Below are 22,733 nucleotides of genomic sequence, written 5' to 3' on the forward strand. Positions count from 1 at the left end.
CCGCCGTGTTCCGCAAACAATTACTCTACATCACCAGCGACGCCCTGTGCGCCTACGACTGGGACCACGGCGTGCTGGGCCAGGGCCAGGTCTTTCCTGCCAGCGCGGCCGGGCTGGACGGCTTCGCCGCGTGGCTGGAGGACCCGCAGCAGCAGCGGTCAGGCGTGCCCGCCTACCTGCTGACGGACCTGATCGAGGAAGATTTCCAGCGCCAGCTGCTGCCCCACGTGCGCGGCAAGGCGGGCCGTGCCTTGCTGGAGCGGCGCAAGCAGCAATTGCACCGCGACACGCCCTACCGGGGCAGCACCCTGCTGGGACGCGAAAGCACGGGCCGCCACGACGACCAGGTGCTGTTTTACGCCCTGACCAATCCGTCGCTGCTGCAGCCGTGGACGGAGGCACTCGAGCACTTGCGCGTGCCCGTGGCCGGCATCTATTCGACCAGCCTGCTGAGTATCGCGCTGGTAAGGAAACTGTCGATCGCGCATGAACATTTGCTGCTGGTGACGCAGCAATCGGGCGGCTTGCGGCAAAGTTACTATGAAAAGGGCCAGTTGCGCTTTTCGCGCCAGACGGCCACCATCGCACTCGACGGCGTGGCCGTGAATATTGCGCTGGAAACGGAAAAAACGCGGCAATTTCTCACCAGCACGCGCATGCTGGCGCGCGGCGACGTCTTGAATACCGTCATCCTGGCGCCGGCAGCGCAGATCGCCAAGCTCGAACTGCTGTGCGACAACGGCGTCGAAGTGGCCTACCACTTCATCGACCTGCAACTGGCCGGCGCACGGGTGGGCTTGCGCCGGACGCCGGCGCTGGCCGACGAATTGCTGCTGACCTTGCTTGGCAAGCATCCGCCGCCCAGCCACTATCCGCCCGGCGCACTGGCCCGCTATTACCACTTCCAGCGCGCGCGCAAGACGCTGTATGGCGCCAGCGCGCTGATCGGCGCGTCAGCCGCCCTGTGGTGCGTGATTAATCTGCTTGGCGGCATAGCCGACGGGGCCGCCACGCAGCGCCTGGCGCAGGAAACGGCGTCCTACCAGCAGCGCTACCGCAGCGTCATGTCGACGCAGCCGCCGGCGCCGGCCAAGACGCAGAACATGAAAGTGGCCGTGACCCTGGGCCAGATGATCGCCGGCCAGGCGCCGGAACCGGGCCGCTTGCTGGGCATGCTGAGCGCCGCGCTGGATCAGGCGCCGCAAGTTGCGCTGGGCCAGCTGCACTGGCATGCGGGCCGGGCGCCCGCGCGCGCGGCCGGTGGCCAGCCGCCGCAGCAGCAGGGTGCCAGTGCGCCGCCCCGCAGCGCCCTGGCCGGCATCCCTGTCGCGCCGCCACAGGCGCTGCGCCTGGAGGCGGACGTGGCCATGCCGAACAATGACTACCGCGCCGCGCTGGCCGCCATCACGGCCTTCGCGCAAACCCTGGCACGCCAGCCGGGCATGCAGGTGACGATCGAGGAAACGCCGCTCGACTTGCGTCCCAGCGTGGCCCTGTCCGGAAAAAGCACCGCACCGGCGCCGGACAGCCAGGCCCGCTTTACCCTCTTGCTGGAGTGGCAGCCATGAGCGGCCCCGTCAAGCAGCCACCGCTGCCCGGCATGCAGCGCGCTGCCACGCCCGCGCGCACCCTGCCCGCCTGGCTGGGCGAACTGCACCTGCTGCGCGGCGCCCTGCTGTGCTTTGCCCTGACCCTGCTGGCCAGCGTGGTGCTGCTCAGCCTGAGCGCCGCCTACCGCACGCGCGAAGCGCAACAGCTGTACCTGGCACAGCACACGCGCGCCGCGGCGGCCACCCTGTTCAACCACGCGGAAGCGGAAAAGCAGGAAATCCGCGCCTACGAACCGCAATTCCTGGCCCTGCGCCAGCGCGGCCTGATCGGCGAGGAAAACCGCCTGGGCTGGATCGACGCCATCCGCCGCAGCCAGGAACAGCGTAAATTGCTGCCGATCAGCTATGACATCAGCCCGCAGCAAGTGCTGCACGTGCCGTTGCCCATGGTAATGGGGCAGTATCACCTGCGCGGCAGCCGCATGCGCCTGCAGATGGATCTGCTGCACGAGATGGATTTGCTGAACCTGCTGGACGATTTGCGCCAGGCCGGCTATTTCGCCGTGCAGGATTGCACGCTCAAGCGCCATGGTGCGGCCAGGGCAGGAGCTGGCGGCGCGGCGGTGCCTACCCTGGGCGCCGAATGCGAGCTGCTGTGGCTGACCGTCAACAGCGTACCCGTGCCGGGGCGGCCATGAGCGACACCGTCGTCCTGCGCCCCCTCGTCCTGTGCGCGCTGCTGGCCGGCGCCGCCCTCACGGCCCAGGCACAAGCACAGCAGCTGGGGCGATTGTTCCTGTCGCCCCAGCAACGCGCCCAGCTCGACGCGCAACGCTACGGGCCGCCGCCGCCCGATCCCGCCCTGGCCGCGCCACCGCCGCCACCGCCGCCCGCCCCACCCGTGGAACTGAATGGCGTGGTGCAGCGCAGCAGCGGCCGTTCCACCGTCTGGCTGAACCAGGAAGCGCAGAACGAGCCGCACAACCGCCTTGACCGTGGCAAGCCCGGCACATTGACCCTGCGGCTGTCGAACGGCCAGGTCGTGCTGCTGAAGCCCGGCCAGCGCTACGACCCGGCCAGCGGCACGGTCACCGACGTGCAGGAGACGCCGCCATGACGCCACGCCAACCTCGTCGCCAGCGCGGCGCCGCCCTGCTCCTGCTGGTGGCCGTGCTGGGCCTGGGCACAGCCAGCCTCCTGATCAGCGCCTTCGGCCGCCAGTCGGGCGAGGCCGAACGCCAGCAGCGCACCCTGGCCACCCTGGCGCAGGCGCGCGAAGCCTTGCTGGGCTTTGCCGCCACGCAAGGCCGGCTACCCCGTCCAGCCGCCTCCGCCCTCGACGGACGCGAGCGGGCCGCCGACTGCGCCGACGACGCCGGATGCAGCGGCTTCCTGCCGTGGGTGGCGCTGGGCGTGGACGGCGTGGATGCCTGGGGCAAGCTGCTGCGCTACAGCGTCACGCCGGAAATGGCGCGCGCCCCCATCGTCTCGTTTTCCGCCGTCGCCGACCGGGTCGTCCTCGCGCGCGACGCGCGCGGCGATTTCACTTATGTCGCGGGACAGGATCAGTGTGACGTCAGCGCGCAATGCCTGCCCGCCGTGCTGTTCTCGCAAGGAAAGAATCACTACGGCACGGCCGCCAGCGGCGTAACGCAGCTCAATCTGGCACGCGGCAACATCGACGAAGCCAGCAACCACGGGGCCAGCCGCCGTTTCATCATCCGCCCCGCCACCGAGCTTGCCACGCTGCCCGGTGGCGCCTTCGACGACATGCTGACGTGGATTACCTTGCCCACCCTGTATCAACGCATGCGCGCCGCGCGCAACCTGCCATGAGCGCCCTCCATCCGCGCCGCCAGGGCGGCTTTTCCCTGATCGAGATCGCCATCGTGCTCGTCATCGTGGGACTGATGATCGGCGGCCTGGTCACGCCATTGACGGTGCAACTGGAACAGCGCAAGGTGGCCGAGACACAACAGGCGCTGAATGAAGCGAAGGAAGCGCTGACGGGCTACGCGCTGCGCTACGGCTACCTGCCCTGTCCCGCCGTCTCCGCCATGAGTGGCCTGGAAGACCGGCGCGGCACGCGCTGCACGGGCGAAAAACGCGCCGGCTTCCTGCCGTGGGCCACCCTGGGGCTGCGCCAGGGCGACAGCTGGAACAATCTGTTCCGCTACAGCGTGACGCCGGCCTTCAGCGACAGCGGCCAGCAGTTCAACCTGGGCACGCCGCGCGACATCAGCGTCGTCACGCGCCAAGGCGGCGCGCTGCAGCAGGCGACGGCCTTGAGCGATATCCCCGCCATGATCATGTCGCACGGCAAAAACGCTTTCGGCGCCACGAGTGTGCAGGGCCAGCGCCAGGCTGTGCCTTTCGGCAACAATGTCGACGAGCGCAACAATGCCTCGAACGCCACCACCTTCATCAGCCGCGCCGCCAGCGGCCCGCAGCAGCCAGGCGGCGAGTTCGACGACCTCGTCGCCTGGGTGTCGCCGAACATCCTCTTCAACCGCATGGTGGCGGCGCAAAGGCTGCCCCGCTGATGCCAACATTCTTTCCCGCCCTCACCATCGCCCGCTACACGCTGCTCGAAGCGCTGCGCAGCCGCCTGCTGTGGCTGTTCGTGCTGGCCGCCTGCGGCGCCGCCGGCCTGGCCGGTTTCCTGCAGCAACTGGCGCTGACGGAAAGCGGCGCCGTACAGGCGGCCCTGCTGGCGGCCACCCTGCGCCTGGCCAGCACCTTCCTGCTCGCCACCTTCATCATCACCAGCATGGCGCGCGAAGCGGCCGACCGGGGCCTGGAACTGCTGCTGGCGCTGCCCATGCCGCGCGCCGCTTACCTGCTGGGCAAGCTGTTGGGCTACGGGGCGCTGGCGGCCGTTCCCGCCTTGCTGTTCGGCCTGTTGATGGCGCTGTTCGCCGCGCCCGCGCAAAGCGCGCTGTGGGCGCTGTCGCTGCTCGGTGAATTGTGGATCGTCGCCGCCTTCAGCCTGCTGTGCGCGGCCAGCCTGCAGCAAGCCTTGCCGGCCTTGGCTGCCACGGGCGGCTTCTATGTGCTGGCGCGCATGCTGGGCAGCCTGCAACTGCTGGCCCATGCTCCGCAGGCGGGCGACTCCCTGGCGCAGCGGGCCACGGCCGGCGCCATCGACGTGCTGGCCCTGCTCCTGCCGCGCCTCGACGCCTTTACGCGCACGGAATGGCTGCTGTACGCTACCGGCGACTGGCAAGCATTGGTGAGTGTGGCGGCGCAAACCGGCATCTATGTCGGCTTGCTGGCCAGCTGCGCGCTGTGCGACTTTTACCGCAGGAACATCTGATGGCCGCCGCTCAGCGTCCCTGGTCGAGCGTGCCGCGCCCCCTGTGCTGGCTGCTGGCGGCCAGCCTGCTGCTGCAGCTGGGCTGGCGCCTGGCGCAGCAGCAGGCTCCCGCCCAGGCACGTCCGCTGCCTGCCGCGCCGCCTGCCAGTGTGGCGCGCCTGGCCAGCCTGGGCGAGCCGCTGGCCATGGCCAAGGCCATGCTGCTGTACCTGCAGTCGTTCGAGGACCAGCCCGGCGTCAGCCTGCCCTGGCGAGCGCTCGACTATGACCGCCTGACCGGCTGGCTGGAGACGGCGCAAACGCTCGATCCGCGCAGCCAATATGCGCTGGTGGCCGCCAGCGAAGTCTACGCGGGCGTGGCCGACCCGCAACGCGCGCGGCGCATGCTCGATTTTGTCGCCACCAGCTTCGCGGCCGACCCGCAGCGCCGCTGGCCCGCCATGGCGCAAGCGGCGCTGCTGGCAAAACACCAGCTGCACGACCTGCCGCTGGCGCTCAGCTACGCGCGCGCCCTGCGCCGGCTGGCGACGGGGCCGCACGTGCCGCCATGGGTGCGCGAAATGGAAGCGTTCATCCTGGAAGACATGGACCAGCTCGACAGCGCCCGCCTGGTGATCGGCGGCCTGATCGCCAGCGGCCAGATCAGCGATCCGCACGAGCTGGCTTTCCTGGCGCGCCGGCTCGACGAACTGGCCAGGAAGAAAGCAAGGGCGGCGCCATGAGCCGCTGCCTGAAATGCCATGCGCGCCCGGCGCCAATTGCAGTAAACTGCCATGCCAAGCCCCTGCACTTTTTTTTCCAAGGAAATCCCATGCCCCCACGCCGCCAGCACGGCTTTACGCTCGTAGAAATCGCCATCGTCCTGGTCATCATCGGCTTGCTGCTCGGCGGCGTGCTGAAAGGACAAGGCTTGATCGACAGCGCCAAGGTGAAAAACATCATCCAGCAATCGAATGCGCTGACGGCCGCCGTCAATGCCTACCAGGACAAGTTCCGCGCCCTGCCCGGCGACGATATCCAGGGCACCACCCACGTGCCCAATTCGGCCGGCAACGGCAATGGCGACGGCCAGATCGGCGACGGCCAGCCGCGCGAATTCACGCTGGCGCCGCAGCATCTGGCGCTGGGCGGCTTCATCACCGGCTCCTACAATGGCACCTCGCAATTCATGACCAGCGCCCAGGGCGGCGCCGTCTACCTGTACAACGACGAAGTGGGCGGCCGGGCCGGCAACGGCATCCGTTTCGACAACCTGCCCGAGAGTTACGCGGAGCAGATCGACAGCAAACTCGACGATGGCGTGGCCAGCACGGGCAGCGTGCGGGCGAACATGCCATATGGTAATGCCGGTGCTATCATTCCCCGCACCGCCGTCTTCTTCTGACACGCCAGTCACTATCAAAGGAATACCATGTCACTGCACCGCAAACTCATCGTCTCCCTGGCCGCCTGCGCCTTGCTGGCCGGCAGCGCGCAAGCCCAATATGTGGGGCCGACAGCCGGCCCGGCCGCGCCCGCCAGCGTGGCCGCCATCCTGAAAAATCCCGTCGACGACCAGGCCGTCGTGCTGCGCGGCCATTTGCTGCGCAAAGTGGGCAACGAGAAATATACGTTTTCCGATGGCACGGCGGAAATCCGCGTGGACATCGACGACAAGGTCTTCATGAACCGCAAGATCGACGCCAAGACCCGGGTGGAAATCCGCGGCGAAGTGGAAAAGGACTTCATGGAAAGCCCTGAAATCGATGTCGACGTACTGACCCTGGTTCCTTAAGCCGCCTTGCCGTCCCGCCGCCGCGGCGGGATGGGTGTTACCCCTCTTCTGTATACCTTGCGCAACCTTTTTTCCATGCCGGAAACTTGGCTTGTCAGAACAATCAATTTCGTCTAGCATCTTTTCATTCCAGGTCAGCCAGCGCCAGCGTGAGCCTGCCTGTCGACTCATCCATTCTGGGAGCTTTCCGGGTGCAAGATTTGCCTTCGATACGCTCAAGAATTTCATGGCTGGTGCTCGCCTGGGTCATTCCGACGGCACTCGTGTTTCTCTTGCTCGTGGCACAAAGCTACACACGCGAACGCGACCATGTCGTCAGCGAAACGGCGCAGGCGGCGCGGGCGGTGGCCGCCGCCGTCGAACGCGACCTGAGCGGGGCCCAGATGGCGGCGCGCATCCTGGCCGACTCGCCCGCCCTGCAAGCCGGCGACATCGGCGCCCTGCGGGCCCTGGCCGCCAGCCTGCTGCAGCCGGGCCAGGCCGTCAGTGGCTTCATCGTCTCCGACGCCAGGGGCGGCCAGCTGGTCAATACGACCCTGCCGGCCGGCCAGGCGCCGCCCCCCTTGCCGCAAAAATGGGCCGCCAGCATGGAGCGCACGCGCGACTATGGCAAGGCGCGGCTGACCAGCCTGGCAGAGACACCCGACAGCGTGCCGCAACTGGCCCTGAACCTGCCCTTGCCGCGCAACAAGGGAACCGCCTATGTGCTGACGGCCCTGTACCCGCCCGACTACCTGCCCGTGCTGCTGCGCGAGCTGCGCCTGCCCGCCTACCTGGGCGCGGTCCTCATCAATGCCGACGGCATCAACGTGGCGCGTACCCTGGCGCCGCGGCGCTACGTGGGCCAGCGCAGCGCGGCGCCCCTGCTGGAACAGATACGCCAGGCGCGCGAAGGCGTGCTGCGCCATGCCACGCTGGAGGGCATCGACGTGTATACGGGCTTTCGCCGCGCCCCGGACGCCGCCTGGACGGTGGCCGTCACCATGCGCACCAGCACGGTGGCAGAAGCCCTGCTGCGCTCGGTAGTCACGGGGTCCATCATCCTGGCGCTGCTGCTGGCTGCCGGCTTCGCCCTGGCCTGGCGCGTGGGCGGCCGCCTGGCCCGTACCCTGCAGGAACTGACGCAGCAGATCCACGCGCTGGCGCAGGGCAAACCCTTGCTTTCGAACAAGCACGCGGACCGCGAATCGGCCGACATGGCCGGCGCCCTGGCCGCGCTGGAACGCGACCTGCGGCGCCACCGCACGCAGCTCGAAAGCCTGGTCGCCGAACGCACGCTGGCCCTGGAAAAATCCACGCGCCTGCTGGAAACCGTGTATGCGACGGCCCCGATCGGCATGCTGTTCGTGGGCCTGGACTTGCGCATCGTCATGATCAACCACTACCTGGCCGCCATCAACGGGGCCAGCGTGGCGCAGCACCTGGGCCGTCCCGTGGGCGCCATGCTGTTCGACGAGGCCGTGCGCGCGGAGGTGGAGCGCCGCGTGCGCCAGGTGCTGGAAACGGGCTCGCCCATCGTCGACATCGAATTGCAAGGCCATAGCGGCCAGCAGCACGCGCAACTGAGTCAATGGATCGTCTCGTATCACCCGATTTTCGGCCCGGAACGGCAGTTGCTGGGCGTATCGGGCCTGTGGCTGGACATTACAGAACGCAAGCGCAGCGAAGCGGAATTTCGCCGTTCGAAACACCTGTTTGGCACCATCATCGAAAACATCCCGGCCATGGTCTTCGTCAAGCGCGCCGACAAGCTGAGCTTTGAAATGGTCAACCGCCACGCGGAACTGACGCTGGGACGCTCGCGCGAGCAATTGCTGGGCAAGACGGACCACGATTTCTTCCCGCCGCAGCAGGCCTCCGCCTTCGTCAGCGCCGACCGCAAGCTGCTGGCCACGGGGCAGATGGTGGAAATCGAACAAGAGGCGATCAATACGGCCGACGGCACCACCCGCCACTTCACCACGCGCAAGGTGGTGCTGCGCGACGATGCGGGCCGCGCCAGTCATGTGCTGGGGGTATCGATCGACATCACGGAACGCAAGCGCGCCACCGAGGTGCTGCACGCCGCCACCTGGCGCCTGGAACAGAACGAGCGCTTCATCCGCACCGTCACCGACAACCTGCCCGGCATGGTGTCGTACTGGGGCGCCGACTTACGTTGCCGATTTGCAAATAAATTCTATAACGAATGGTTTGGCCGCAGCAGCGCCGAGCTGGCCGGCATCCACATGCGCGAATTGCTGGGGCAGGAACTGTTCGACGTGCATGCGCCCCACGTCGAAGGCGTGCTGGCGGGCCGGCCGCAAAGCTTCGAGCGCGACCTGCTCGACCCTGCGGGCCAGGTGTGCCATACGTGGACCAACTACATCCCCGATGTCGATGATGGCGGCGGCGTGCGCGGCTTCTTCGTGCTCGCTTCCGACGTCTCCGAACTCAAGCGCACGGAATTGCGCCTGCATGAGCTCAACGAGCAGATGGTGCGCGCGCGCGACAAGGCCGAGGCGGCCAGCACCGCAAAGAGCGAATTCGTCGCCAACATGAGCCATGAAATCCGCACGCCGATGAATGCCATCATCGGCCTGGCGCGGTTGCTGGAAGAGTCGCCGCTGGAACGGCGCGAGCGCAGCTATGTCGGCAAGATCCAGATGGCCACGCAATCGCTGCTCAATATCGTCAACGACGTGCTCGATTTTTCCAAGATCGAGGCGGGCCAGATGGTGCTGGAACAGCGCCGCTTCCAGCTCGAACGCATGCTCGATAGCGTAGGCGTGCTGCTGGCCAGCAGCGCCTGGGCGCGCGGCGTGGAACCCGTGTTCGTGCTGGCCCCCGGCGTGCCGGACGAACTGATCGGCGACGCCCTGCGCGTGGAACAGATCCTCATCAACCTGGTGGGCAACGCCGTCAAGTTCACCTCGCATGGCGAAGTGGTGCTGGCCATCGCCATGGTGGCCGAGGATGCGGCCAGCGCGACCCTTGAATTTTCCGTGCGCGACACGGGCATCGGCATCGGCGCGGCCGAGCAGGAACGCATCTTCGACGCGTTTTCCCAGGGTGACACCAGCACCAGCCGCAAATATGGCGGCACGGGACTGGGGCTGGCCATCTGCCGGCGCATGGTGGAATTGATGGGCGGCACCCTCAGCGTGACCAGCGCGCTGGGCCAGGGTTCCGACTTCCGCTTCCGCTGCCGCTTCGACAAGGTGGCGCCGCCGCCCGAGCCGCCCGGCCGAAGCGCGCCCAGGGCTCTGTCGCTGCTGATCATCGACGACAACGCCAGCGTGCGCGCCATGCTGGAAGACTGGTGCGGGGCGCAGGGCTGGCACAGCCGCAGCGCCGACAGCGGCGCGGCCGGCCTGGCCCTGCTGCGCCGCCACGCTGCGGGCCTAGACGGCTTGCCGGCGGCTGACCTGGTGCTGCTCGACGCGGCCATGCCCGGCATGGATGGCATTTCCATGCTCACCGAGGCGCGCGCCGACGCGCTGCTGGCGCTGCCGCCCGTGATCATGCTGGTGGCCGACCAGGATAGCGAAAACCTCGAACGCCTGGCCAACAGCCTGATGCTGGCCGGAATCGTCTCGAAACCGGCCACCCCGGCGCGGCTGCTGGCAGCCGTGACGGCCGTGCGCGAAGGCCGCAGCACCCCTTCCGCGCTGCCCGTTTCCACGCCCTTGTCGGGTTTGCTCACAGGCATGCGCGTGCTGCTGGTGGAAGACAATGAAATCAACCAGGAAGTGGCGCAGTACATTTTGCTGCATTCGGGCGCGCGCGTGGCCGTGGCCGCCAACGGCCAGCTGGCCGTCGACTTGCTTGCCGCCACGCCGGACGCCTGGGACGCGGTGCTGATGGATTTGCAGATGCCCGTCATGAACGGTTTCGACGCCACCCTGGCGATCCGCGCCCTGGGCTTGCCGGACCTGCCCATCATCGCCATGACGGCCAATGCCATGGACGAAGACCGTCTGCGCGCCATCGCCAGCGGCATGAACGCGCACGTAGCCAAACCCATCGATGTCGACGAGATGATCCAGACCCTGACCCGGCTGGTGCGGCCGCCCTTGGCTGGCGGCGGCGTCCAGGCGGGCAATGCCGTCACGCCAACGCTGGACCTGCCGGCCACAGTGCCCGGCATCGATCTGGCGGCCGCCCTGCACCGCTTCGGCGGCGACTACGGCGCCTTCCTGGCCCTGCTCAAGCGCTTTGAAAATTCGCAAGGCGACGCCGTCGAGGAAACGCGGCGCCTGCTGACCGCTGGCCAGACGCAGCAGGCGGCGCAACTGCTGCACCGCGTGTGCGGCGTGGCGGCCAACCTGGGCGCCACGCACGTCGCCAGCCTGGCCGCCGAGACGGAAAAGGCGCTGAAAACGGGGCAATCGCACGCCACGACCGCCTTGCTGGGCCGCCTGGAACACGCGATGGCCGAAGTCATCGAAGCGGCGCGCACCCTGCCTTCGCCCCTGCGGCGCAGCCAGCCGGCAGCGGCCGCGTCCGGCAGCGGGCCGGTCGACCTGCACGCGGGCCTGACCGAGCTGCTCGTCTTGATCCACAACAATAATCTGAAAGCGCTGGCGCAATTCCACGCCCTGCATCCCGCCCTGCAACAGTCAGACCGGGAAGCGGCCCTGGCGATGGCACATGCGATTGACACCCTGAATTTTGCCGAGGCGGAAAAACTCGTGCTCGATCAGCTGAAACGAGAGGAAAACAAGTGAGCTGGACCAACCTTGCCATGAACGGGCGCATCCTCATCGTCGATGACGCCATGGAAAACATCCAGATCCTGCACCAGCTGCTGCGCGAGGAACACGACGTGCTGTTCGCCCTGAGCGGTGAAAAGGCGCTGGAAATTGCGAATAATCAACTGCCGGACCTGATCCTGCTCGACGCCGTCATGCCCGGCATGGATGGCTATGCCGTGTGCAATGCGCTGCGCGAATCGGCCCTGCTGAGCGCCATTCCCGTCATCTTCGTCACGGCCCTGAACCAGCCCGAAGACGAGACGCGGGCGCTGGAAGCGGGCGCCGTCGATTTCATCACGAAGCCGTTCAACGCGGCCGTCGTGCGGGCCCGCGTGCGCAGCCAGCTGACCATCAAGCGGCAGGCCGACGCCATGCGCGAACTGTCGCTGACGGATACGCTGACGGGCGTGGCCAACCGGCGCAGCTTCAACGACACCATGGACAGCGAATGGCGGCGCTGCGCGCGCGACGGCGTGCCGATGGCCATCATCATGGCCGATATCGACCACTTCAAGGATTACAACGATACGTATGGCCACCAGGCCGGCGACCTGTGCCTGCAGCAGGTGAGCGCCGCCCTGCGCCGCTGCGCCGTGCGACCGCCCGACCTGCTGGCGCGCTATGGCGGCGAGGAATTCATCATCCTGCTGCCGCAGGAAACGCGCGACGGCGCCGAAGTGGTGGCCCAGCGCATCCTCGACGAAGTGCGCGCCCTGGAAATTCCCCACGCCAGATCGGGCGTCGGCCCGCACGTCACCGTCAGCCTCGGCATGGCCAGCGTCATGCCCACCGAAGGCATGGACCCCAGCACCCTGATCCGCGCCGCCGACGCCCTGCTATACCGCGCCAAGCATACGGGGCGGGACAGGTATTGCGCGTCGCAGGGGGAGTGATCAGGGATAGCAGCGCATCAAAAACTCCGCCACGCACACGGGTTTCGCGTCACCTTCGCGCTCCATGGTGACGGCCCAGTTTACCTGTGCCCCGTCCGGCACGTCGTCGACGGAGAGAATGTCGAGCCGCGCGCGCAGGCGGCTGTTCACGGGCACGGGCGAAGGGAAGCGCACCTTGTTCAGGCCATAGTTGATGGCCATGCGGATGCCGGCCATGTGCAAGGCGCCCGCCAGCATGGCCGGCAGCAGCGATAACGTCAGGAAGCCGTGCGCCACGGTGCAGCCGTACGGCGACTCGCGCGCGCAGCGCCCGGCGTCCACGTGGATCCATTGGTGGTCATCCGTGGCGTCGGCGAAGGTGTCGATGCGCTGCTGGGTGATGGTGATCCAGTCGGAGACGGCCACGTGCTGCCCCGCCAGCGCTTGAAAACCGGCAATGCCGGCAATGTCACGCATGGTGCTCTCCTGCCGGACGGCGGCCAAACATGCCCATGCCTTCGACGGTGGTCACCACTTCGCCATGCTGGTTGCGCACGCTCCACACGGAAATGACGATGCCGCGGTCCGGTTTCGACGTGGACGGACGCACTTCCTTGACCTGGTAGGTCAGCTGCAGGGTGTCGCCGGCGCGCACGGGTTTCAACCAGCGGATGCTGTCCAGGCCGGGGGAGCCCATGCTGGACGAATGCTTGAGCAGATTATCCACCACCAGGCGCATCATCATGCCGCACGTATGCCAGCCGCTGGCGATGACGCCCTTGAAGATGGTTTTTTCCGCAGCCGCATGGTCGACGTGAAACGGCTGCGGGTCGAAATCCGTGGCGAAGGCGATGATTTCCGCCTCCGTCACGTGGCGCTGGCCCAGGTCGATTTCCAGGCCCTGCGTAAAATCTTCGAAATACCAGTGCTTGGGTTTGATTCCGTTCAATGCGGTCATGCGGTCTCCGTCGGCAAAAAGCCCGGTTGGGCGATAAAGCGCTCGATATGGTGCTCCACGTCGCCCAGGGTCAGGGCGATCATGCTCAAACGCTTGAAATGGTGGGCGGCGGGCAATTCGTCCGTCACGCCCATGCCGCCATGCAATTGCACGGCTTGCTGCCCGACAAAGGTGGCTGCCAGCCCGACTCTCGCCTTGGCGGCGGACACCGTGCGGCGGCGATCAAACAGGTCGGTGCTATCGACCTTGGCGGCGGCCAGCATGGCCATCGAACGGGCCTGCTCCAGGTGGATGAACATGTCGGCCATGCGGTGCTGCAAGGCCTGGAACTTGCCGATCGGGGCGCCGAACTGCTGGCGCGTCTTCAGGTACTCCAGCGTGGCGGCAAAGATGGCGTCCATGGCGCCCACGGCTTCCGCGCACAGCAGGGTGGCGCCATAGTCGAGCGCTGCGTCCAGCACGGCCCAGCCCTGCCCCTTTTGTCCGATCAGGGCGTCATGCCCCAGCACCACTTGCACGAGGGTCACGGTGGCGGCGCGCTGACCATCGATGGTGCGGTAGTCGCGCACGGAAACACCGGGCGCGTCAACAGGCACGAGGAACAGCGAGATGCCGTCCGTGTCATCCTGGCCGCCACCGCTGCGCGCCGAGACGATCAGCGCACCCGCCTGCGCGCCATGGATGACGACGGTTTTCTCGCCATCGAGCACGAAACCGTCGCCACTGGCGCTGGCCGTGGTGGCGATATCGTGCATGTCGTGGCGCGACTGGCGTTCGCCCAGCGCGCACGCGAGCTTCAGGCCGCCGCTGGCGACCTGTTCCAGCATGGCATCGTGGCCGCCCGTCAACGTGAGAAAGCGCGCGCCCAGCACGGTGGCCAGGTACGGTTCGACCACCAGGCCGCGGCCAAGTTCCTGCATCACCAGCAGCATGTCGACGGCCGTGCCGTCGAAGCCGCCCGCAGCGGCCGGCAGCGGCAAGGCCGTCATGCCCAGCTCGGCCAGGGTGGCCCAGGCGGCGCTGGAGACGCCCGTGGCCGAGTGGACGATCTGCTTGCGCGTTTCGAATGGGTAATCCTTGTCGACCCAGCGCTTGAGCGCGTCGGCAAATTGCTGCTGTTCCTGGTTAAAATGGAAGTCCATGTCGTCTCCTTCTGGCTTACAGGCCCAGGATCATCTGCGTGATGATGTTTTTCTGGATTTCATTCGAGCCGCCATAGATCGATGTCTTGCGGTAATTGAAGTAGTACGCCGCCAGCGGCGCGGCCAGGTCGTCGCCGCCAGCGCCGTGTGGCGCGCGGCCGTCGAGGAAGTCAGGATCGAAGGGCAAGGCTTGCGGGCCGATGGCTTCCACCATCAGTTCCGTCAGTTGCTGCTGCAGCTCCGAACCGCGCACCTTCAGCATCGAGGCCTGCGGTCCCGGCCCCTTGCCTTCTTCGCTGATGACGCGCAAGACTGTCATTTCCAGCGCCATCAGTTCGATTTCCAGGGTGGCGACCTTGGCGGCGAAGGCGGGATCGTGCAGCAGCGGCGCGCCGCGCTTGGTTTGCTGCATGGCCAGCTGCTTGAGGAACGTCAGCTCGCGCTTCGAGCGGCCCACGGCGGCGATGCCCGTGCGCTCGTGCCCCAGCAAATACTTGGCATAGGTCCAGCCCTTGTTTTCCTGGCCGACCAGGTTGCTGACGGGCACCCGCACATTGTCGAAGAAGACTTCGTTCACTTCATGTTCTTCATCGAGCATGATGATGGGGCGCACGGTGATGCCCGGCGTCTTCATGTCGATCAACAGGAAACTGATGCCTTCCTGCTTGCGCACCGTGCTATCCGTGCGCACCAGGCAAAAGATCATGTCCGCGTGCTGGCCCAAGGTGGTCCAGGTTTTCTGGCCGTTGACGATGTAATGGTCGCCGTCGCGCTCGGCCGTGGTTTTCAGGGAAGCGAGGTCGGACCCGGCGCCCGGCTCGGAATAGCCCTGGCACCACCAGTCGTCGCAATTCAAAATGCGCGGCAGATAATAGGCTTTTTGTTCGGCGTTGGCGAAAGCCATGATGACGGGCGCCACCATAGTGACGCCGAAAGGCAGGATGGGCGGCGTGGCGGCGCGCGCGCACTCGTCTTCCCAGATATGGCGCTGCACGGACGTCCAGCCCGTGCCGCCATGTTCGACGGGCCAGGCCGGCGCGGCCCAGCCTTGCTGCGCGACAATCTTGTGCCAGCGCACGTAGTCATCCTTGACCAGGCGCAAATGCTGGCGCACCTTGCGCTGCAAGTCCGCCGGCAAATGGGTGTCGAGGAAGGCGCGCACCGTGTCGCGGAAAGCGCTCTCCTCTGCCGTGTAATGCAGGTCCATGTCTGTCTCCTTGTTCTTATGAGTTGCCGTGATGACTGCACGCAAGGAAGCTCAGCGCACAAAAAAGCACGACCGTTCTCAAGGATTGTACAACAGATTGGGAGACGCGCCAGGGGTTTTACACAGGCTCAAGGTTCATCGTGAGGCCATACCACTTTTCGCAATTACCTTTGAAGCAACATCCCCCGTAACAGCAATTCCAATGCCGCCACTCCTTTTATCAGGCGCGCATTGCCTTGGTCACCTTCTGCGATCCAGAACGCCGCTTCTGCCAGACTGCCGTAGATCATCGAAGCCAGTGCTTCTGGGCAAGCGTCAGCCACGATGCCTTGCTGAATCAGCTGCTGGATAAGCTTTTGCATCGACTCGAGGCAATGGCGCTGCGAGTCCGGTGAAGCGCCACCCAGGACTGCCCTCGCATCGCGTAAAACGATGCGCTGAATTTCCGGTTCCAGGGCCATCTCCAGATAGGCACGGCAGCGGCTGCGAAAGCCTTCCCACAAGTCTTCGGCGCTGTCGGAGATGGCTTGCAGGCGGCCATCCATTTCCGCATCGATTTGCTCCACCACGGCCAGCAGCAAGCCCTTCTTGTCGCCGAAGTGATGATACAGGGCGCCACGCGTCAGGCCTGCCTGCGCGGTAAGGTCGTCCATTGACGTGTCGGCATAACCGCGCTCACTGAACACTTTACGGGCCGTGGCCAGCAACGATGCTCGGGTTTCTTCCATTTCCACACGGGTGCGGCGAACCATTGCTTCCTCCTTGCATACGCAGCGTATGATTATTTACATACAGTGCGTATGAATATATACTATTCATACGCGATGTATGTATTATCACTGCGACGTATCTCCATTGCAAGCAGGGCATGCGCCGTTTACCGAATGATCACATGAAGGATATGCACCATGAGTACATCCGCCTGCGCTGCCGCAGAACCCGCTGTCCGCCACCCGTGGCTGGCGGTCTCCGCTGTCGGCATGGCCACCTTTTCGGTCGTGACGACAGAAATGCTCCCGGTCGGCCTGTTGACGCCGATTGCCGACACCCTGGGCACCTCCACGGGAACCGCCGGCCTGATGATCTCGCTGCCAGCATTGCTGGCGGCAATGTTCGCGCCGCTGGTCGTGCTCGTATCGGGCAGCCTGGACAGGCGCAAGATTCTCTGTGGTTTGCTGACACTATTGGTAATCGCGAACATTGTTTCGGCCCTGGCGCAGAACATGGCGTGGATGCTGGCGGCACGTGTTCTCGTCGGTTTTTGCATGGGTGGCATCTGGGCCATCGCCGGTGGCCTCGCTTCCCGGCTGGTTCCCGCCCGCTCGACCGGCCTGGCAACGTCGATCATCTTCGGTGGCGTGGCGGCCGCTTCCGTGCTGGGCGTGCCGCTAGGCGCACAAATCGGCGACGTTGCGGGATGGCGCTGGGCCTTCGGCGCCATGGCGATGTTCAGCAGCCTGGTGCTGGCACTGCATCTGGCCGTCATTCCCGCACTGCCCGCTGCAGGTTCCACAACCTTGCGCCAATTCGGCAAACAGCTGCGCAACAGGCAATTGCAGGCGGGGCTGCTTCTGACGCTGTTGCTGGTGACCAGCCATTTCATGGCCTTTACCTTCGTGCGCCCGCTACTGCTGTCCGTGTCGGGGTTTGCTACGCAATGGCTGGGCGCACTGTTGTTTGCCTATGGCTTCGCGGGCATCATTGGCAACTTCCTGGCCGGTGTCGCGGCGGCGCGGCGCACGGTGCCAGCCATCATCGCCATCTCGGGCGGCCTGCTGCTCACGCCGCTGCTATTCCTGGCTGTCGGCGACTCCGGCATCGGCGGCGGCGTGGTGTTGCTGGCTTGGGGACTGGCCTACGGCGGCGTATCGGTCGGCCTGATGACCTTGGTGATGAAGGCGGCGCCCGGGGCCGTGGAGATCGTCGCCGCGCTGTATGTCGGTGTCTTCAATGTCGGCATTGCGCTCGGGGCGTGGACCGGTGGCCAGGCCGTGGACAGGCTGGGCCTCTCAGCCAACCTGTGCCTTGCCGCAGGATGCGCCGCTGCCGCCTTGCTGCTGTCTTTTGGCATCGGCTTGGTTGACGCCAACAAGCAGCCTGGCCCTGCAAGAGACTGACTGTGAACGCCATCAGCCGTACACATGCAGCAGCACCTGCACGGCGACGATCTTGACGATGGTCATGCTGGGAAAAATCATCGCGTAGCCGAGGTTCGGACGGTCCGACTTGGCCAGGCGGTTGGCGAACACCAGCACGGCCGGGTTGCCCGTGGCGCCAGCCGCGATACCGAGCAACTCGGGAAACGGCAGGCGCAGGAAGACCTTGCCCAGGATCACCACGAGCGCCACCACCACCAGCACCGTCACGGCACCCAGCGCCAGCATGGGCAAGCCATCGGCGCCCACCTGCTGCACGAAGGGCAAGCCGGAGGCCATGCCGACGGAAGCGAGGAAAATCGTCAAGCCATAGTTGCGCATGACCAGATTGGCGGACAGGGGCAAGCGCCAGCTGATCTTGCCCACCCTGCCCAGGCGCCCCAAAATCAGCGCCATCACCAGCGGGCCGCCAGCCAGGCCAAGGCTGAACGAACCGATCCACGGTAACGGGATCGGCACGAGGCCCAGCAGCACGCCCAGCACCATGCCCATGCCCAGCGACACATAGCTGAACTCGGCAGTGGCCGTGATGGAATTGCCAAACAGCTTGCGCACGTCGGCCGCATGTTTCGCCGGCGCAATGGCCATCACGCGATCGCCAAATTCCAGGGTCAGGAAGGGATGGGGCAGGATCATGGCGTCGCCGCGGCGAATGAAGGCGATCTGCAGGGGGAAGTCTTTCGCCAGGCTCAGCTCGCCCAAGGGCACGCCGACGATTTCCGCGTCCGACACGAACACTTCCGTGCCATCGAACGCGCGGCGGTCCTTCATCAGCCGGCCCGGGTCCAGGTGGCCCAGCGCCGTGCGCGCCGCTTCCACGCCCGCCACCGTGCCCGACACCATCAAGGCGTCGCCCACGCCGAGCAGCAGCGATGGATCGGGCAGGCGGTTCTGGTGGCCCTGGCGCACGCCGATCACTTGCACCCCAGCCAGCGGGCCGTCGGCCAGTTCGGACAGGGCCGCGCCCGCCAATTTCGCTGCATCAATGGTGATTTCCGACACGACGATGGGCGCCGGCGGCGGCGTCAGCACGGGTTTTAATATGCGCCCGGCCAGGTACAGGCCCAGCATGGGACCGACGACGCCAAACGGATAGGCGACGGCATAGCCGACGGCCGCATCGCCATTGCCGTGCGATGCTTCCAGCGCCGCCTGCAGCGCCGCCGTGCTGGTCATGGCGCCGGCAAACACGCCGCTGGCCATGCGCAGCGAAATATCGATCCACTGCCCGCCCCAGACAGACACGGCCAGGCCGCCCATGACGGCAGTAAAAGCGATCAGGTTATGTTTCTGCCCCGCGCCGCGCAAGCCGGCGAAAAACTGCACGCCGTACTGCACGCCGATGCCATACAGGAACAGCAGCAAGCCGATGGAGCCGACCATCGGCGGCGGCACGGCACCGGGAGCAAACGCGCCCAGCGCCAGCCCCGCGAACAGCACGCCGCCCACGCCCAGCGAAAAGCCGAACACGCTGAGGCGCCCCAGCGCATAACCGGCGCCGATGACGAGAAACAGGGCGAGAATGGGCGTGGACTCCAGCGTGTGGCGAAATAATTGAAGCATCAAACAACCTTGGTCTGGGGAAGGCCCAGTTTAGCATGCACAAAAGCAACACCATGCCTGGATGACAAGCAAGCGTGTGCGGCGTGGGGCAGTCAAAACCGGGCAAAAAAAAGCCCGCTGCGGGAGCGGGCTGAATCTAATTCCTGTGAGGAAGTAGAGGAGACAGGTGCAATGATGCCGCATCGCAGCATCGTTATCCAATTGCATGTTGTGATGATAGAAATATGTTTTATCAATATCACGTCCGGGCCGTTCCAAAAACGATCAACGTTCGATCCGATCTTTGCGGGCGAATGACCAGCACGCGGGCGCGCTCCACCGGTACGCAGGTCTGCGGCACAAACTCCGTTGGCAATGTCCCGGCATCGCGCTTGAGCATTTCCGGCTCGTTGATCACGTCATAATCTGCGCGCCTGAAAAACAATTGCTCGATGCCGGCACTGGCATTTTCCGCAGGCTGCGGCTTGACGACGATGAGTACCCAGTGGCCTTCATCCCCCAGAAATTGCTTTTGCTTCAGAAAGGCGTTGACCCTGTCCGCAGGAGGCGCCGAACCGGGCAGCTCGCTCTGATACATGGTCAGCGGGCACAGCAGCGTGCCGGCCGGCCAGCCCATCTCAGGCAACGCTGAGACCGTGTCCGGCCGCAATTGGGCCAGATGGCGGTCGAGCGGATGGCGCTCGACCGAGCAGGCGCCGAGCGCCATCAGCGCGAGCATGCCGACGGCGCGAAACAGAGGAATCATCAGTTGGCTTCCTTCTTGAGGGTAGGATTACGTGAAGGTATGTTAAGCGATAAGCCGATGAAAACGGGCAAAAAAAAGCCCGCTATGGAAGCGGGCTGAATCTAATTCCGGTGAGGAAGTAGAGGAGACAAGTGCAATGATGCCGCATCGCAGCATCACTATCCAATTGCATGTTGTGATGACAGAAATACGATTGTTCTATATCTCAGCCATATCGGCCTGCCCTGTCCTTGCCATTCTCAGGCCGCGTTGTCGCCGCGCAAGGTTTTCGCTGCCGCCACCATGTTGGCCAGCGCAGCAATGACTTCTTTCCAGCCACGCGTCTTCAGGCCGCAATCGGGGTTGACCCACAGGCGCTGCGCGGGGGTGCGCTCGGCCGCCTTGCGCATCAGTGTCACCATCTGTTCCTGGCTCGGAATGTTGGGCGAGTGGATGTCGTAGACACCGGGACCGATTGCGTTCGGATAGTTGAAGTCATCGAAGGCGTCCAGCAATTCCATGTCGGAGCGCGACGTTTCGATCGTGATGACGTCCGCATCCATGTCGGCGATCTGCGCGATGATGTCGTTGAATTCCGAATAGCACATGTGCGTATGGATCTGCGTTTCATCGGCCACGCCATTGGCCGTGATCCGGAACGATTCCACGGCCCAGCGCAGGTACTCGGCCCACTGGGCTTTACGCAGCGGCAAGCCTTCGCGCAATGCCGCTTCGTCGATCTGGATCACGCGGATGCCGGCCTGTTCCAGGTCCTGCACTTCGGCGCGCATCGCCAGCGCCAGCTGGTGGCACGACACGGAACGGGGCTGGTCATCGCGCACGAAGGACCAGTTCAGGATGGTGACGGGGCCCGTCAGCATGCCTTTCATCGGCTTGTCCGTCAGCGACTGGGCGTAGATGCTCCACTCGACCGTCATGGCACGGGGGCGGCTGATGTCGCCGAACAAAATGGGTGGTTTCACGCAGCGCGAACCGTACGATTGCACCCAGCCGAACTGGCTGAAGGCGTAGCCGTCGAGCTGTTCGCCGAAATATTCCACCATGTCGTTGCGTTCCGCTTCGCCGTGCACGAAGACGTCCAGTCCCAACACCTCTTGTTCCTGCACGCAATGGGCGATTTCCGCCTGCATCAGCTTTTTATAGCCGGCTGCATCCAGCTGGCCGCTGCGGAACTGGCTGCGGGCCTGGCGGATTTCCGCCGTTTGCGGGAAGGAACCGATGGTTGTCGTCGGATACAGCGGCAGTTGCAGCAACGCAGCTTGCTTCGCGGCACGTTCGGCATAGCCGCCGGCGCGCTGGCCCAGGCTTGCGTCGATGCGGGCCACGGCCGCTTTCACGTCCGGATTATGCACGCGCGGCGACTGGCGGCGCGCTTCTATGGCGGCATGATTGGCGTCCAGCGCCGCCTGCACGGAGGCGCGGCCCTGGTTCAGGGCGCCGGCGATGGTGTGCACTTCATCGAGCTTTTGACGGGCAAAGGCCAGCCAGGATTTGATATCAGCATCGAGCTTTTGTTCGCTGGCCAGGTCGACGGGCACGTGCAGCAGCGAGCACGACGGAGCGATCCACAGGCGCGATTGCAGGCTGGCATGCACGGGTTCCAGCCATGCCAGCACTTCATTCAAGTCCGTCTTCCAGATATTGCGGCCATTCACGACACCCAGAGACAGCACGCTGGGGGCAGGCAACTGGGCAATCACCTGCTCGACTTCCTCGCGGGCGTTGATGGCGTCAAGATGCAAGCCTTGCACCGGCAATTTGCACGCCAATGCCAGATTGTCTTGCAGCTTGCCGAAATACGTGGCCAGCAACAGTTTGACGTGATTGACTTTGCTCAAGGCATCGTAGGCCGTGACGAGCGCCTGCTGCCAGGCGCTGTCGAGCTCCGTGACCAGTATCGGTTCGTCGATCTGCACCCACTCTACGCCCTGGGCGGCCAGTTCCTGCAGCAGTTGCACGTAGACAGGCAACAAGCCTTGCAGCAGCGCCAGCTTGTCGGAATCGTCCTTGGCCTTGCCCAGCCACAAGTAGGTGACAGGGCCGATCAGCACCGGCTTGGTTTTCACACCGAGCTGACGCGCTTGCGCCAGTTGCTGCAGCAAGCGGCTGCTGTCGAGCTTGAATTGCGTGTCGGCCGCGAATTCCGGCACGATGTAGTGGTAATTGGTGTCAAACCATTTCGTCATTTCGCCGGCGTGGATGCAGCTGCAATCGCTGTCGCTGGCCGAGCGGCCACGGGCCACGCGGAAATAGTTATCGAGCGCCGCGCCGCTCAGGCCGTGCACGCGCTGCGGCAAATTACCCAGGGTAAAGCTCAGGTCCAGCACCTGGTCATAGAAGGAAAAGTCGCCGACAGGCGCCAGATCCAGCGCGTTCTGGTCTTGCCAGTGGCGCTGGCGCAATTGCGCGCCATGGCCTTCCAGCGTTTCCAGGCTGCTCTGACCCTTCCAGTAATCTTCCAGGGCGAATTTCAGTTCGCGTTTGGCGCCGATGCGCGGGTAGCCCAGATTGTGTGTCGTGACGGTCATGATGGTAGTGCCTCCTCGTGAAGTATGGAGACATCATAGAGACTTCCATCCATGAAAAATAATGGTAAAACTTCATATATTCATTATTAATATTCATGTGAACTCATGTTCGAACCCATCCACCCGGCCGTGCTGCGCGAACTCGACCGCCTCGTTCGCCGAGCATGCCGTCCGAAAGCCAGGGTC

Annotated in this window: 20 protein-coding genes; 12 read left to right on the forward strand and 8 right to left on the reverse strand. The window is 65.2% G+C overall.

Going from position 1 to position 22,733, the window contains the following annotated elements; translation table 11 throughout:
- The first annotated feature begins 5 nt into the window (after positions 1–5).
- The 11 genes from AC54AF_RS06150 to AC54AF_RS06200 all read left to right on the forward strand — a co-directional run bounded on the left by AC54AF_RS06150 (position 6) and on the right by AC54AF_RS06200 (position 12,269).
- The gene (locus tag AC54AF_RS06150) at positions 6–1,568 is read left to right on the forward strand and encodes a hypothetical protein (protein ID WP_496635813.1); all 1,563 of its coding nucleotides are present in this window, start codon (positions 6–8) and stop codon (positions 1,566–1,568) included.
- Positions 1,565–2,248, forward strand: coding sequence for a hypothetical protein (locus AC54AF_RS06155; protein ID WP_496635814.1), 684 nt, complete (start codon positions 1,565–1,567; stop codon positions 2,246–2,248). Before AC54AF_RS06150 ends, AC54AF_RS06155 begins: the two co-directional genes overlap by 4 nt.
- Positions 2,245–2,667 (forward strand): hypothetical protein, encoded by a 423-nt coding sequence (locus AC54AF_RS06160; protein ID WP_496635815.1) that lies wholly within the window; start codon positions 2,245–2,247, stop codon positions 2,665–2,667. The genes AC54AF_RS06155 and AC54AF_RS06160 overlap by 4 nt, the downstream gene beginning before the upstream one ends.
- Positions 2,664–3,386, forward strand: coding sequence for a hypothetical protein (locus AC54AF_RS06165; RefSeq protein WP_496635816.1), 723 nt, complete (start codon positions 2,664–2,666; stop codon positions 3,384–3,386). The genes AC54AF_RS06160 and AC54AF_RS06165 overlap by 4 nt, the downstream gene beginning before the upstream one ends.
- Positions 3,383–4,093, forward strand: coding sequence for a prepilin-type N-terminal cleavage/methylation domain-containing protein (locus AC54AF_RS06170; RefSeq protein WP_496635817.1), 711 nt, complete (start codon positions 3,383–3,385; stop codon positions 4,091–4,093). The genes AC54AF_RS06165 and AC54AF_RS06170 overlap by 4 nt, the downstream gene beginning before the upstream one ends.
- Complete coding sequence (locus AC54AF_RS06175) at positions 4,093–4,866, forward strand: ABC transporter permease subunit (protein ID WP_496635818.1); 774 nt, start codon at positions 4,093–4,095, stop codon at positions 4,864–4,866. Before AC54AF_RS06170 ends, AC54AF_RS06175 begins: the two co-directional genes overlap by 1 nt.
- Positions 4,866–5,588: a hypothetical protein gene (locus AC54AF_RS06180; RefSeq protein ID WP_496635819.1), complete on the forward strand. Its 723-nt coding sequence runs from the start codon at positions 4,866–4,868 to the stop codon at positions 5,586–5,588. The genes AC54AF_RS06175 and AC54AF_RS06180 overlap by 1 nt, the downstream gene beginning before the upstream one ends.
- A gap of 89 nt (positions 5,589–5,677) precedes the next feature.
- On the forward strand, positions 5,678–6,250 hold the full coding sequence (locus AC54AF_RS06185) for a prepilin-type N-terminal cleavage/methylation domain-containing protein (RefSeq protein ID WP_131689344.1): 573 nt from the start codon (positions 5,678–5,680) through the stop codon (positions 6,248–6,250).
- Positions 6,251–6,277: 27 nt separating this feature from the next.
- The gene (locus tag AC54AF_RS06190) at positions 6,278–6,640 is read left to right on the forward strand and encodes a YgiW/YdeI family stress tolerance OB fold protein (RefSeq protein ID WP_496635820.1); all 363 of its coding nucleotides are present in this window, start codon (positions 6,278–6,280) and stop codon (positions 6,638–6,640) included.
- A 233-nt stretch (positions 6,641–6,873) separates the two neighbouring features.
- Positions 6,874–11,349, forward strand: a complete 4,476-nt coding sequence (locus AC54AF_RS06195) for a PAS domain-containing protein (protein ID WP_496635821.1) — start codon at positions 6,874–6,876, stop codon at positions 11,347–11,349.
- Positions 11,346–12,269 (forward strand): diguanylate cyclase domain-containing protein, encoded by a 924-nt coding sequence (locus tag AC54AF_RS06200; RefSeq protein ID WP_496635822.1) that lies wholly within the window; start codon positions 11,346–11,348, stop codon positions 12,267–12,269. Before AC54AF_RS06195 ends, AC54AF_RS06200 begins: the two co-directional genes overlap by 4 nt.
- Here the strand turns inward: AC54AF_RS06200 and AC54AF_RS06205 are convergent, their stop codons facing one another.
- The 5 genes from AC54AF_RS06205 to AC54AF_RS06225 form a co-directional block, all read right to left on the reverse strand.
- Complete coding sequence (locus tag AC54AF_RS06205; RefSeq protein ID WP_496635823.1) at positions 12,270–12,725, reverse strand: MaoC family dehydratase; 456 nt, start codon at positions 12,723–12,725, stop codon at positions 12,270–12,272.
- On the reverse strand, positions 12,718–13,206 hold the full coding sequence (locus tag AC54AF_RS06210; RefSeq protein WP_496635824.1) for a MaoC family dehydratase: 489 nt from the start codon (positions 13,204–13,206) through the stop codon (positions 12,718–12,720). The genes AC54AF_RS06205 and AC54AF_RS06210 overlap by 8 nt, the downstream gene beginning before the upstream one ends.
- Positions 13,203–14,348 carry an acyl-CoA dehydrogenase family protein gene (locus tag AC54AF_RS06215; RefSeq protein WP_496635825.1) on the reverse strand — a complete coding sequence of 382 codons (1,146 nt, stop codon included), beginning with the start codon at positions 14,346–14,348 and terminating at the stop codon, positions 13,203–13,205. The genes AC54AF_RS06210 and AC54AF_RS06215 overlap by 4 nt, the downstream gene beginning before the upstream one ends.
- A 16-nt stretch (positions 14,349–14,364) precedes the next feature.
- Entirely contained in the window at positions 14,365–15,555 is a 1,191-nt protein-coding gene (locus tag AC54AF_RS06220; RefSeq protein ID WP_496635826.1) for an acyl-CoA dehydrogenase family protein, read from the reverse strand.
- A 164-nt stretch (positions 15,556–15,719) separates the two neighbouring features.
- Positions 15,720–16,307, reverse strand: coding sequence for a TetR/AcrR family transcriptional regulator (locus AC54AF_RS06225; protein ID WP_496635827.1), 588 nt, complete (start codon positions 16,305–16,307; stop codon positions 15,720–15,722).
- A gap of 156 nt (positions 16,308–16,463) precedes the next feature.
- On the opposite strand from AC54AF_RS06225, the gene AC54AF_RS06230 reads away from it, so the two are divergent.
- Positions 16,464–17,672 carry an MFS transporter gene (locus tag AC54AF_RS06230; protein WP_496635828.1) on the forward strand — a complete coding sequence of 403 codons (1,209 nt, stop codon included), beginning with the start codon at positions 16,464–16,466 and terminating at the stop codon, positions 17,670–17,672.
- A gap of 12 nt (positions 17,673–17,684) precedes the next feature.
- Here AC54AF_RS06230 and AC54AF_RS06235 read toward each other — a convergent pair whose 3' ends face one another.
- From AC54AF_RS06235 to metE, 3 genes are all read right to left on the reverse strand, one after another.
- Entirely contained in the window at positions 17,685–19,274 is a 1,590-nt protein-coding gene (locus tag AC54AF_RS06235; protein WP_496635829.1) for an aspartate:alanine exchanger family transporter, read from the reverse strand.
- A gap of 238 nt (positions 19,275–19,512) precedes the next feature.
- Entirely contained in the window at positions 19,513–20,019 is a 507-nt protein-coding gene (locus tag AC54AF_RS06240) for a hypothetical protein (RefSeq protein WP_496635830.1), read from the reverse strand.
- 239 nt (positions 20,020–20,258) lie between these two features.
- Positions 20,259–22,547: a 5-methyltetrahydropteroyltriglutamate--homocysteine S-methyltransferase gene (gene metE, locus AC54AF_RS06245; RefSeq protein WP_496635831.1), complete on the reverse strand. Its 2,289-nt coding sequence runs from the start codon at positions 22,545–22,547 to the stop codon at positions 20,259–20,261.
- Between the last annotated feature and the right edge of the window lie 186 nt (positions 22,548–22,733).

Source organism: Janthinobacterium sp. JF4 (assembly GCF_059617925.1).